This window comes from Streptomyces pseudogriseolus (assembly GCA_002154585.1).
Lineage (GTDB): Bacteria > Actinomycetota > Actinomycetes > Streptomycetales > Streptomycetaceae > Streptomyces > Streptomyces pseudogriseolus.
Genome location: MUNG01000306.1, coordinates 1 through 11,755, shown reverse-complemented (window position 1 = coordinate 11,755; position 11,755 = coordinate 1). Strand labels below are relative to the sequence as shown.

Below are 11,755 nucleotides of genomic sequence, written 5' to 3'. Positions count from 1 at the left end.
CGGCGGCCGGGGCGGCGGCCAACCGGAATGCGCGGAGGACGAGTTGTGCGCCGGGCGGGGCCATAAACGATCTTGGAGTAAATCCGGCATCCCGTTATTCATGCACGCCCCCGTTCGCTGACGGCGTGTGAAACGTTGCGTGTGGCTTTCTTTTTACGGGGCGGGCCACCATCATTCGCCTACGCGCGGTAAGTTTCTGGCCATGCCACGTGGACGTCACCGTCATTCCCCGCCTCTGCACAGGATGCTGCCCCCGTCGGCGATCGCAGGCGTCTCCGTCGTCTGCGCCCTGGGGCCCTGGGTGTTCACCCAACCGGTGGTGCTCCGTCTCCTGGCCGCGGCCGCCGCGGCCACCGCGGTCGTGGGCGCCGTCGTGATGCGTCACTGGGACGCCCAGGCGGGCAAACGCGTCGCCGATCTCACGCGCGCGCGGGCGAGCGACGAGTGGCGTTTCGAGGAGCGTGTCGCCGAACTCGAGTCGGACCTCGAGGAGTCACGCGAGCTGCGCCAGAAGCTGGAGCAGCGGCTGCGCGCCAAGCGCGCGGAACTGGCGGGGCTGCGCAACGAGCACGCCGCGCTGCTGCGCCGGTACGCGGCGGCCGAGGCGGAGCGGGCGAACGTCCTCGAGGAACGCCGGGTGCTGGAGATCGAGGCGGCCGTCCCGGCCCGCGCCCTGCCCGCGGGCGCGTCGGCGGCGCCCGGCCCGGAGCCGGCGCCTGAGCCCGCCGCCGAGTCCACCGGATCATTCGCTTCCGAGCCGGAGGCGGAGACGACGGCGGACGCCGAGGGCACGGAGGACGCCCAGGAGGAGGCAGCCCCCGGCGTGTTCTCCCCGGAGGGCTCGAAGCTGTACCTGAAGGCCGACGCGGCACTGGCGCGGTTCGCGGGGCAGCGCGGGCCGAAGGACGAGCCGCGGCCGGAGGCGGCGGCCGGGACGGCGACCGAGGCGGCGACCGGTGAGGCGGGCTCCGACGCGCCAAAGGAGACGGCCGCGAAGCCCTCCGTACCGGCCGCGCGCGTGGAGGGCGCCCCCGCGGCCGGGAAGGCCGGGGACGCCGCGAAGAGCACCGCCGCCGAGGACGGCGGCACCCCTGAGGACGACGGGCCCGGTCCGGCCAAGCGGCCCAAGCCCGATCCGGCGCAGGAGGACGAGGCCGGGGGGCAGTCCCGGGCGGCCGGCGACCATGAGCGCGCGGCCGCCCCCACCGCACCGGCAGCCTCCGCCGCCCCGGCCGTGCGGCGGCCCGCCGGGCACTTCACCGTGCCGACCGCGGTGGCGGTCGTCCCGCCGACGCAGCCCGTGCGGCGGCCCGTGCAGGACGACGGGTTCGACTTCTTCGGCACCAAGAAGGACGCCCGGCGCTCCGCCCTGGACGCCGTGCAGAACGAGGACCTCGCCGACGTCGTCGGCCAGGAGGCGCTCGCCCTGCACAAGGCGGAGGAGGAGGCGCAGTACAAGCCGGCCGCCGAGGAGACGCGCGCCGCCCAGGTCATCGACCTGACGGCCCACGACGAGACCGAGCGCATCGACCTCCAGGGCCTGCGCAGCGCGGTGTCCTGACATCCGTGGACGACGAAGGGGCCCCGCCCGGCCGGCGGGGCCCCTTCCGCATGTCCGGGCGCCGGTCAGGCCATCCAGCGGTCCGGTGGGGCGTCGCGGCGGCCGGTGCGGGAGCGTTCGGCCTGGGCGTGGAGCAGGTCGGCGGCCTCGTCGGCGGGGCGGAGCCGGGCGGTGACGGTGCCGCCGGCGCCGGTGTCGACGTGCACGTCGGCGACCCCGTGCGTCCGCTGCCAGGGCCCCTGGGCGAGCCGTACGCTCTGCACCTTGGCGTGCGGCACCAGCGCCAGGGTGCGCCGCAGCAGACCGCGCCGGGCGGCGAACACCGCGTCCGTGACGGCGAACCCGTAGCCCCGCCACCACACCGGCACGCACCACCGCGCGCCGCGCGGCGGGCGGGAGAACGCCTCGGGCGGGGGCACGGTCACCCCGGGCAGCACGCGCGCGACGACCGACTCCGCCATCGCGCGCGGGGCCACGGGCAGCAGCAGGGAGTTGGACGACCCGGCCACGTCCAGTTCCACCCGCACCCAGCCCCTCCGCCGCCACAGCAGCGGCTCGACCAGCCGCACGGTCTGCACCCGGCCGGGCGGCACCGTCTCGTGCGCCTGGTCGAGCAGCCCGTGGTCGATGCGCAGCCCGTCGGGCGACTCGGCCAGCGTCCAGTCGTACTCGGCGACGAAGCGGCCCACGCTGCTCGCGCCCGCCGCGCCGAGCATCGGCACGCCCGCCGCGACCACCGTCCACAGGCTGTGGGTGGCGATCCACAGCAGCGGCAGCGCGACGGAGGCGACCAGCAGCCAGGCCCAGGGCGCCCCGGTCAGCAGCAGCGACACAGCCAGCACGCGCGGCGGCACCCGCAGCATCTGCCGTGAGGGCGCCTCGCCGACCTCGTGCGCGGTCTCCGGGGCGAACCCGGCCGCCCGCGCCAGCAGTTCCGCGCGCAGCGCCCGCGCCTCACCGGCCCCGAGGAACGCCAGCTCGTCCTTCTTGTCGGCGCCGACGACGTCGAGTTTCAGCTTCGCCACCCCCGCGACCCGCGCCAGCAGGGGCTGGGTGACGTCGATGGCCTGGATCCGCTCCAGCCGGATGTGCGCGGTGCGCCGGAACAGCAGCCCGGTGCGCACCCGCAGCTCCCCCTCGGTCACCGCGAAGTGGGTGAACCACCAGCTCAGAAAGCCGTAGAGGGCGGCGGCCGGGATGAGCACGGCGAGCCCGACCAGCAGCGTGGTGGTGGTCAGCCGGGTGAGCTGGCGCTGCGCCCCGTCGGGGTCGTGCACCACCCAGCCCAACAGGACGGCCACCGGCGCCCACGCCCGCCGCAGCGGCGTGACGGGGTGCAGCCGCCGCTCGGTCACCAGCGGCCGGCCGGACACGTCCTCCTGGACGCCGGGCGCGGTCACAGCCCCGCCGACCGGGCCTCGCCCAGCTCGGTGAGCCGGTCGCGCAGCCGCTCCGCCTCCGCCGGGTCCAGCCCGGGGATGGTCGCGTCGGTGGCCGCGGCGGCCGTGTGCAGCTGGACGCTGGCCAGCCCGAAGTGCCGCTCGACGGGCCCGGAGGTGACCTCCACGAGCTGCATCCGCCCGTACGGCACGACCGTCTCCTCGTGCCAGAGGACACCGCGGCTGATCAGCAGATCGTCGGCGCGCTCGGCGTACCGCCAGGAGCGCCAGTTGCGCTCCAGCATCACCCACCCGTACAGCAGCAGGGCCAGCGGCAGCACCGCGAACGCGCCCCAGGCGGGCCCGGCCAGCAGGCCCGGGACCAGGGCGGTGGCCAGGGTCAGCAGCCCCAGCCACACCACCAGCAGCAGCCGCCGCATCGTCAGCAGCCCGGGCGGCAGCGCCCGCCAGACCGGCTCCGCGCCGCCGGCCGCCGTCGTCGGTACGTCCGCCGCGTCCGGTATGCCCGGTGCGTCCGCCGTTGTCGGTACGTCCGGCGTGTCCGTCGTCCCCATGTCGTGCGGGCTCCCCGTTTCCATGGAGCCAGCGTACGTAGGACAGACTGTGTGCATGACTCCTACGACCGAGACCATGGTCGGAATCGGCGGCGCGGCGGAGAGCACCGACATGGTGCTCAACATCGGCCCGCAGCACCCGTCCACGCACGGCGTGCTGCGGCTGAAGCTCGTGCTGGACGGTGAGCGGATCGTCCGGGCGGAGCCCGTGATCGGCTACATGCACCGGGGCGCGGAGAAGCTGTTCGAGGCCCGGGACTACCGGCAGATCATCGTGCTGGCCAACCGGCACGACTGGCTGTCGGCGTTCTCCAACGAGCTGGGCGTGGTCCTGGCCGTGGAGCGGATGCTCGGCATGGAGGTCCCCGAGCGCGCGGTGTGGCTGCGCACGCTGCTCGCCGAGCTGAACCGGGTGCTCAACCACCTGATGTTCCTCGGCTCCTATCCGCTGGAGCTCGGCGGCATCACCCCGATCTTCTACGCCTTCACCGAGCGCGAGAAGCTCCAGCACGTCATGGAGGAGGTCTCCGGCGGGCGCATGCACTACATGTTCAACCGCGTCGGCGGCCTCAAGGAGGACCTCCCGGCCGGCTGGACGGGACGCGCGCGTGCCGCGGTCGCCGAGGTGCGCGCGCACATGGACCGCATCGACGACCTGGTGCTCGGCAACGAGATCTTCCGCGGCCGCACCCGGGGCGTCGGCGCGCTGTCGCCGGAGGCGGTGCACGCGTACGGGGTGAGCGGGCCGATCGGGCGCGCCTCCGGCGTCGACTTCGACCTGCGCCGCGACGAGCCGTACCTGGCCTACGGCGAGCTGGGCGACGTCCTGAAGGTGGTCACCCGGGAGGAGGGCGACTGCCTCGCCCGCTTCGAGTGCCTGCTGGAGCAGACGCACAACTCCCTGGACCTCGCCGACGCCTGCCTCGACCGGCTGGCGGAGCTGCCGCCGGGCCCGGTCAACCAGCGGCTCCCGAAGGTGCTCAAGGCGCCCGAGGGACACACGTACGCGTGGACCGAGAACCCGCTCGGCATCAACGGCTACTACCTGGTCAGCAAGGGCGAGAAGACGCCGTACCGGCTGAAGCTGCGCTCGGCGTCGTACAACAACATCCAGGCGCTCACCGAGCTGCTGCCGGGCACGCTGGTCGCGGACATGGTGGCGATCCTGGGGTCGATGTTCTTCGTCGTCGGCGACATCGACAAGTAACCCGGCGCGTTCCCCGGCGAGCAGCCGTCAGCCGGGCAGCACTTCCCCGGCGCCCACCGGCTGCACCAGCCACCCGAAGTCGCCGAGCCCGCCCGGCGCGGTCAGCTCGGCGGCCTCCCCGGCGGCGGCGAGGGCGCGGACGTAACCAGCCGGGTCGCCGCTCGCCAGGGACAGCGGGGGGCGCTCCCCCGTGACGCCCAGGGCGCGCAGGGCGTCCCGCTGCGTCAGCAGGCGCGCGCCCGGCAGGGCGGGGGCGGCGGCGCACGCGTCCAGCGCGACGTGCGCGGTGAGGTCGCGGGAGCCGTCCGGCACGGGCGCCGTCTCCCGTCCCTCCCGGAACGCGGTCAGCGTCCCGAAGGGCGGGCGCGCGCCGGCGCCGTGCGCGTAGTCCACGGCGACGGCGGCGCCGCGCTCCAGCGTGGCGACGGCCGCCGTCCAGGCGTGGTCCCGGGGGAGCCCGATCTCCGCGCGCAGGCCCTCCTCGGGCGGCAGCGGCCACCACCGGTCCAGCCAGCCGGCGTCCACCCCGGCGACCGGCTTCCCGAGCCGTTCGGCGCCGTCCGCCCGCACCAGCACGTACCGGGGGGTGCCGGACGCGTCCACCTCGGCGACGTCCAGCGGCACGTTGTCCAGCCACTCGTTGGCGAAGAGCAGTCCCGTGACCCCCTCGGGCGGCTCGTCCCGCCACACGATCCGGTCGTCGAGACCCTCGGGGCGCGCGGCCAGCTCGACCGCGAACGGGCGCGTCCGCTCCGCCACGTCCGCGGGGAGCGCGCCGAGCACCCCGGTGACCAGTTCGCCGCGCCCGGCCGCCATGTCCACGAAGTCCAGCGCGGGCGGCCGTCCCAGCGCCTCGTCGACCCGGCACAGCAGCCGCGCCACCGCGCGCGCGTACAGCGGCGAGGCGTGCACGGACGTCCGGAAGTGCCCGGCGGGGCCCGCGCCGGGGCGCCGGTAGAAGCCGTCGGGGCCGTACAGGGCCTCCCGGGCCGCATCCCGCCACCGGCGGAAGCCGTTCTCCGCCGCCCCCGCGTCTCCCGCCGTGTCCGCCGTCACCGATCCCACCGCTGTCCCGCGTCCGCCGTCGCCCTCCGCACCGGCCCAGGCTACGGGCGCGCACCGGACCGGCCTCCACCTTGGGGAGTACACGCGACGGGCGGGGATCGACCCTCCGGTTGACCCCTGCACGCATTTCGCTTCCCTACGCTGGGTTACGTGCAGCGCCTCTATGACTTCCTCCGCAGGCACCCGACGTGGGTCGACGGCTTCTGGGCCGTGATCCTGTTCGGGCTCTCGGTGGTCGGCGGAGCGACCACGGAGGAGTCCCGGGGCACCGAGCTGCCCGCCCTCACCGTGCCGGTCGTGCTCCTGCTGTCCCTGGTCGTGGCGCTGCGCCGCCGGATGCCGGAGCGGATGCTGGTGCTCGCCCTGGTGACGGGCCTCGCCCAGCTGGTGCTCGACGTGGCCACGGGGCCCGCCGACTTCGCCCTGCTGGTGATCGTCTACACGGTCGCGGCCGTCGGCGCCCGGTGGGCCTCACGCGTCGCGCTGGCCGCCGGTCTGTGCGCCGCCCCGCTCGCCCAGCTGCGCTGGCCCAGTCCGCACTCCGGCACGTTCGAGAACGTCGCCCTGTCGATCATCCTGGCCGTGCCGTTCGCCCTGGCCTGGGTGCTCGGCGACTCCATACGCACCCGCCGCGCGTACTTCGCGCAGCTGGAGGAGCGGGCCGCCCGGCTGGAGAAGGAGCGCGAGGCGCAGGCCAAGGTGGCGGTCGCCGCCGAACGCGCCCGGATAGCCCGCGAGCTGCACGACGTGGTCGCGCACAACGTGTCGGTGATGGTGGTGCAGGCCGACGGCGCCGCCTACGTCCTCGACGCGGCGCCCGACCAGGCCAAGAAGGCCCTGGAGACCATCTCCGGCACCGGCCGCCAGGCCCTCGCCGAGATGCGCCGCCTGCTGGGCGTGCTGCGCACCGGCGAGCACCAGGAGGCGGGGGAGTACGTGCCGCAGCCGGGGCTCCAGCAGATCGAGGACCTCGTCGAGCAGTGCCGGGAGTCCGGGCTGCCCGTGGACTTCAAGGTCGAGGGCACCCCGCGCGAACTGCCCCGGGGGGTCGAGCTGACCGCCTACCGGATCGTGCAGGAGGCGCTGACCAACACCCGCAAGCACGGCGGCCCCAACGCGGGCGCCAGCGTGCGCCTGGTGTACTTCGACGACGGGCTGGGCCTGCTGGTGGAGGACGACGGCAAGGGCGCCCCGCACGAGCTGTACGAGGAGGGCGGGTTCGACGGCCAGGGGCACGGCCTGATCGGGATGCGCGAGCGGGTCGGCATGGTGGGCGGAACGCTGGACGCCGGACCACGGCCGGGCGGAGGATTCCGCATCAGCGCGCTGCTGCCCCTCAAACCGGCGCACTGACCGCATGCGCACGCCCCCCGTTGACACCTGTCACGCCCCCGTGGCGACCCGACGGCCGGACCGGCCGGCGTACCCAGAGATCATCGAGACGACCGAGACCACCGAACGGAAGAGGCCCCGATGACGATCCGCGTGATGCTCGTCGACGACCAGGTGCTGCTGCGCACCGGGTTCCGGATGGTGCTCGCCGCCCAGCCGGACATGGAGGTCGTCGCGGAGGCGGGGAACGGCGTGGAGGCCCTGGAGGTGCTGCGGACCACCGCCGTCGACGTGGTGCTCATGGACGTCCGCATGCCGAAGCTGGACGGTGTGGAGGCCACCCGCCGGATCTGCGCGGACACCGACCCGCCGAAGGTGCTCATCCTGACCACCTTCGACCTCGACGAGTACGCCTTTTCCGGGCTGAAGGCGGGCGCGTCCGGCTTCATGCTCAAGGACGTGCCGCCCGGCGAGCTGCTCACCGCGATCCGCGCGGTGCACAGCGGCGACGCCGTGGTGGCCCCCTCCACCACCCGCCGGCTCCTGGACCGGTTCGCCCCGATGCTGCCCAGCAGCGGCAAGCAGCCCGAGCACAAGGAGCTGGAGCGGCTCACCGAACGCGAGCGCGAGGTCATGGTGCTGGTCGCGCAGGGCCTGTCCAACGGGGAGATCGCGTCCCGGCTGGTGCTGTCCGAGGCGACCGTGAAGACGCACGTCGGCCGCATCCTCACCAAGCTGGGGCTGCGGGACCGGGTCCAGGTGGTCGTCCTCGCCTACGAGACGGGCCTGGTGCGGGCCGGCGGACACGGCTGAGCGGCGTCCCGGCCCCCGGTAGGGTGCCGCGCATGCTCCTGTGGATCAACGGCCCCTTCGGGGGCGGCAAGACACAGACCGCACACGAGATACGGCGCCGTCTGCCGGGCAGCGTCGTCTGCGATCCCGAGGAGCCCGGCTTCGGCCTCCAGCGCATGCTGCCGCGTGAACTGCGCGGCGACTTCCAGGACTTGAAGGCCTGGCGGCAGGGCGTCGTGGAGGTCCTCGACCTCACCCTGACCCGGCGCGAGGGCGTGGTGATCGCGCCGATGACCGTCACCGACCCCGGCCACTTCGCCGAGACGGTGGGACGACTGCGCGAACTGGGCCACGACGTACGGCACTTCACGCTGCTCGCCGAGCGGGAGACGGTGCTGCGGCGGCTGCGGGAGCGGGGGCTCGGGCATCTCGGCGGCGGCGGACTGCGGCGGGAGAGCTGGGCGGTCGAGCGACTCGACCACTGCCTGGAGCAGCTCGCCGGGCCGGAGTTCGCCGAGCACCTGTGGACCGACCACAGCACCGTGCCGAAGACGGCCGACCGCATCGCCGTCCTCGCCGGCCTCACCCTGCGCCCCAACCACGAGGGCCGGCTGCGCACCCGCCTCCGCCAGGCGGCCGTGGGCGTCCGCCACATCCGCCTGGGCTGACACCGGCAAGGGGCCTAGCGGAGGATGCCCTCCAGGAAGTCGCTGCCGAGGCGGGCCACCACCGTCACGTCGAGCTGGTGCAGGACGTACCGGCCGCGGCGGCGGGTGGTGATCAGGCCCGCCTTCTTCAGCACGGCCAGGTGCCGGGATATCTCCGGCGCGGTCATGCCGTGCACCTGCGCCAGCTCGCTGGTGGTGTACGCGCTGCGGGCGAGGTGGCGGCACAGGCGCATCCGCACCGGGTGGGACAGCGCGGTCATCCGCAGGGCGAGCTGCTCGACCGTCGGCGGGGCGGCCAGCCCGGGGGAGCCGACCGGGTAGTGCAGCACGGGCTGCCAGCCGTGCCGGTGCAGCACCATCAGATGCGGCCAGCCGAGGCTGGTGGGGATCAGCAGCAGCCCGCCGTCCCCGGTGGCGGTGCGGCCGTCGCCCAGCTTGTCGACGTCGATCCGGCCGGCCGCCTCGTCCAGCGTCACGGCGGAGGACACCGACGTCAGCGCCTCGCTCAGCCCTTTGCGGCGCAGCAGGTCCGTCTTGAGGCGGGCGTCCGCGGCGAGCTGGTGCCGCAGCCGGGACCACGCCTCAGCGAAGAACGCCTCCTCGCAGTCCTGGAGGAACTGCCGCAGCCACGCCCTGGTGCGCGGCGGGTCGGCCAGCAGCCGCTCGGTGAACAGCAGCTGCCGCGGCCCCCGCGCGGCGGCCAGCTCCAGCGAGCGGCGGCGCAGCCCCTCGTCGGCCAGCGGGCCGAGCCCCGGCTCGCCGTAGGGGAGCGCGCAGGTGAACTCCAGGGCGCCGTCCACGAACTGCTCGTCCGACAGCTTGTCGAGCAGGTCCAGCTCCTCGGCGAGCGTGCCGCCGGGCAGCGCCGCGCGGCCCGGCACCCCCGCGCAGGCCAGGAACAGGTCGGAGAACGTGGTCCGCCACAGGAAGTCCGCCTCGCACATCCGGTCCGCGAGGTGCGGCTCCAGCCGTGCGGTCACGGCCGTCACCCAGGCCTGGAGGCCGGGGTGATGGGCCGGCTCGGACAGCGCGTGCAGCGCCATGCCGAGCTCGGCCAGCGGCGAGATCACGGCGGCGATCCGCTCCGGCCGCAGCCCGGTGATGTCGATGTGCACGCCCATGCCCACATGGTGCACCCCGCCACCGACACCGGGCCCCGGCCGGCGTCCGCCGCCGGCCGGGGCGAGTCGCCGCGCCGGTGCGGGCTACGTGCCGGTCAGCCGGCGGGCGAAGTCCGTGGCCGCCTCGCGGACGTCGCCGGCCGTCCACTCCAGGGCGGCGGCGCGGACGTAGACCTCGGTGAAGGTCAGCCCGGGGCCCTTGGGGTCCCAGTGGTTCGCGAACAGCATCGCGCCGGTCTCCTCGCCCGCCCGGATCGCCGTCTCCGCCACGAACTCCGTCTCGTACGGCAGCCACACCTGGAAGTCGTGGGTGTGCGGCACCTCCGGGTGCACCCGGAACCAGGGCAGCCCCCCTGCTTCCAGACCCTTGCGCAGCGCGGCGGCCACCACGCGCGCGTGGCGGACGTACTCCGGCAGCCTGGGCAGCTCCCGGTCCAGCCCGATCAGCGCGGACAGCGCGGTCGGGAACTGCTGGAACACCGTGCCCCCGTACCGGTGCCGCCAGGTCTTCGCCTCCTCGACCAGGGAGGCGGGTCCGGCGATCGCCGCGCCGCCGAAGGCGTCGAGGGACTTGTAGAACGACACGTAGACGCTGTCCGCGAGGCCCGCGATCTGCTCCAGCGGCTGCCCGAAGTGCTCGGTGCACTCCCACAGCCGGGCCCCGTCGACATGGACGACCGCGTCGCGTTCCCGCGCGGCGTCCACCACCTCGGTCAGCTCCTCCCAGGTGGGCAGCACGAACCCGGCGTCCCTCAGGGGCAGTTCCAGCATCAGCGCCCCGAAGGGCTCCTCCAGGCCGCGGACCTCCTCGGCGGTGGGCAGCCTCGGCTCGTTCCCGAACCGCACCGGGCGCAGGCCGCTGACCTGGCTGAACGCGTTCCGCTCGTGCACCTCGGGATGGCTGAGCGGGTGCAGCGCGACGGCCGGGTTCCCGGTGCGCCCGGCCCAGCAGCGCAGGGCGACCTGCTGCGCCATCGTGCCGGTCGGGAAGAACGCGGCCGCCTCGGTGCCGAGCAGAGAGGCGACCCGCTTCTCCAGGGCCTCGACGACCCCGTTGCCGTAGATGTCGGACGTCTCGTCGAGGTCGTAGGCGTCGCCCGCCGCCTCCAGGAGTGCCAGCCGCTCGCGGAGCGGGGCGAGGAAACCGAGGCGCGCCAGCACGCGCGGGGCGTTGCGCCAGGCCGCGATGCGCCGTTCGCGCGGGGTGGGCGAGGGGGCCTCCTCCGCCTGCTCCGTCGCCTCCGTCCGCTCCGTCCGCGGGGTCGTGCCGTCGTGGTCCGCCGTGTCAGTCATGCCCGCGATCATCCCCCGCGCCCTCCACAAGGTCACCTCCGTTTCCCCACGCGCGCGGGGCGTGACAGTGCCCGTGGAAACCCACAGCCTGTGGACAACCGGTCGCCGCCGGAACCGATCGCGTTAACATGACGAGAAATCGTCCGGTACCCCGAGCGGACTGGAACGGGAAGGCCGCCGTCGCGTGAACACAACCCCACAGCCCGATCCCCGGGACCGCCCCGCGCGGCTCACCGTCGGCGTCGTAGGCGCCGGACGCGTGGGCCCCGCCCTCGCCGCGTCCCTGAAGCTGGCCGGGCACCGCCCGGTGGCCGTCTCCGCCGTCTCCGACGCCTCCCGCAGGCGCGCCGAGGAGATGCTGCCGGACGTGCCGGTGGTGCCGCCCGCCGAGGTGCTGGAGCGGTCCGAGCTGGTGCTGCTGACCGTCCCCGACGACGCCCTGCCCGAGCTGGTCGCCGGGCTCGCCGACACCGGCGCGGTGCGCCCCGGCCAGCTCCTCGTGCACACCTCGGGACGCTACGGCGCGAAGGTCCTCGACCCCGCCCTGCGCGCCGGCGCGCTGCCGCTGGCCCTGCACCCGGCGATGACGTTCACCGGCACCCCCGTGGACGTGCAGCGGCTCGCCGGCTGCTCCTTCNNCGGCGAGCCGGAGTGGATCGCCGAGGAGAACCGCCCGCTCTACCACGCCGCCCTCGCCCTGGGCGCCAACCACCTGGTCACCCTGGTGGCCCAGTCCCTGGAGCTGCTGCGCACCGCGGGCGT

11 protein-coding genes are annotated in these 11,755 nt (G+C 74.7%); 6 read left to right on the top strand and 5 right to left on the bottom strand.

Features of this window, described 5'->3' with window-relative positions; all coding sequences use genetic code 11:
• Positions 1-244: 244 nt before the first annotated feature.
• Positions 245-1,561, top strand: a complete 1,317-nt coding sequence (locus CCN29_RS24785; RefSeq protein ID WP_037817089.1) for a hypothetical protein — start codon at positions 245-247, stop codon at positions 1,559-1,561.
• 65 nt (positions 1,562-1,626) lie between these two features.
• On the opposite strand, the gene CCN29_RS24780 is transcribed toward CCN29_RS24785, so the two are convergent.
• Both CCN29_RS24780 and CCN29_RS24775 read right to left on the bottom strand, forming a co-directional pair.
• Positions 1,627-2,961, bottom strand: coding sequence for a PH domain-containing protein (locus CCN29_RS24780; RefSeq protein ID WP_086684552.1), 1,335 nt, complete (start codon positions 2,959-2,961; stop codon positions 1,627-1,629).
• Positions 2,958-3,539, bottom strand: a complete 582-nt coding sequence (locus tag CCN29_RS24775) for a PH domain-containing protein (protein WP_086684549.1) — start codon at positions 3,537-3,539, stop codon at positions 2,958-2,960. Before CCN29_RS24775 ends, CCN29_RS24780 begins: the two co-directional genes overlap by 4 nt.
• 31 nt (positions 3,540-3,570) lie before the next feature.
• On the opposite strand from CCN29_RS24775, the gene CCN29_RS24770 reads away from it, so the two are divergent.
• Positions 3,571-4,722, top strand: coding sequence for an NADH-quinone oxidoreductase subunit D (locus CCN29_RS24770; protein ID WP_031020112.1), 1,152 nt, complete (start codon positions 3,571-3,573; stop codon positions 4,720-4,722).
• Positions 4,723-4,749: 27 nt separating this feature from the next.
• On the opposite strand, the gene CCN29_RS24765 is transcribed toward CCN29_RS24770, so the two are convergent.
• Positions 4,750-5,778 (bottom strand): SAM-dependent methyltransferase, encoded by a 1,029-nt coding sequence (locus CCN29_RS24765; protein ID WP_037817091.1) that lies wholly within the window; start codon positions 5,776-5,778, stop codon positions 4,750-4,752.
• A 159-nt stretch (positions 5,779-5,937) separates the two neighbouring features.
• On the opposite strand from CCN29_RS24765, the gene CCN29_RS24760 reads away from it, so the two are divergent.
• The 3 genes from CCN29_RS24760 to CCN29_RS24750 all read left to right on the top strand — a co-directional run bounded on the left by CCN29_RS24760 (position 5,938) and on the right by CCN29_RS24750 (position 8,579).
• A complete protein-coding gene (locus CCN29_RS24760; RefSeq protein ID WP_086684546.1) occupies positions 5,938-7,140 on the top strand; it encodes a sensor histidine kinase in 1,203 nt (400 codons plus the stop codon).
• 120 nt (positions 7,141-7,260) lie between these two features.
• Positions 7,261-7,932 (top strand): response regulator transcription factor, encoded by a 672-nt coding sequence (locus CCN29_RS24755; protein WP_006129618.1) that lies wholly within the window; start codon positions 7,261-7,263, stop codon positions 7,930-7,932.
• A 32-nt stretch (positions 7,933-7,964) separates the two neighbouring features.
• Positions 7,965-8,579, top strand: coding sequence for an AAA family ATPase (locus CCN29_RS24750; protein WP_006129617.1), 615 nt, complete (start codon positions 7,965-7,967; stop codon positions 8,577-8,579).
• A gap of 14 nt (positions 8,580-8,593) precedes the next feature.
• Here CCN29_RS24750 and CCN29_RS24745 read toward each other — a convergent pair whose 3' ends face one another.
• Together CCN29_RS24745 and CCN29_RS24740 are read right to left on the bottom strand one after the other, a co-directional pair.
• Entirely contained in the window at positions 8,594-9,700 is a 1,107-nt protein-coding gene (locus tag CCN29_RS24745; RefSeq protein ID WP_006129616.1) for a DUF5937 family protein, read from the bottom strand.
• Between the two features lie 84 nt (positions 9,701-9,784).
• On the bottom strand, positions 9,785-11,005 hold the full coding sequence (locus CCN29_RS24740; protein ID WP_086684543.1) for a threonine aldolase family protein: 1,221 nt from the start codon (positions 11,003-11,005) through the stop codon (positions 9,785-9,787).
• Between the two features lie 172 nt (positions 11,006-11,177).
• On the opposite strand from CCN29_RS24740, the gene CCN29_RS24735 reads away from it, so the two are divergent.
• Positions 11,178-11,755: Rossmann-like and DUF2520 domain-containing protein (locus tag CCN29_RS24735; RefSeq protein WP_143661374.1), on the top strand; the 578-nt coding region annotated here is incomplete at its 3' end.

Bases quoted from the DNA above. Each gene is read 5' to 3' on its own strand.
- CCN29_RS24755 (WP_006129618.1), top strand. From the start codon at position 7,261: ATGACGATCCGCGTGATGCTCGTCGACGACCAGGTGCTGCTGCGCACC.
- CCN29_RS24740 (WP_086684543.1), bottom strand. From the start codon at position 11,005: ATGATCGCGGGCATGACTGACACGGCGGACCACGACGGCACGACCCCG.
- CCN29_RS24745 (WP_006129616.1), bottom strand. From the start codon at position 9,700: ATGGGCGTGCACATCGACATCACCGGGCTGCGGCCGGAGCGGATCGCC.
- CCN29_RS24785 (WP_037817089.1), top strand. From the start codon at position 245: ATGCTGCCCCCGTCGGCGATCGCAGGCGTCTCCGTCGTCTGCGCCCTG.
- CCN29_RS24775 (WP_086684549.1), bottom strand. From the start codon at position 3,539: ATGGAAACGGGGAGCCCGCACGACATGGGGACGACGGACACGCCGGAC.
- CCN29_RS24750 (WP_006129617.1), top strand. From the start codon at position 7,965: ATGCTCCTGTGGATCAACGGCCCCTTCGGGGGCGGCAAGACACAGACC.
- CCN29_RS24770 (WP_031020112.1), top strand. From the start codon at position 3,571: ATGACTCCTACGACCGAGACCATGGTCGGAATCGGCGGCGCGGCGGAG.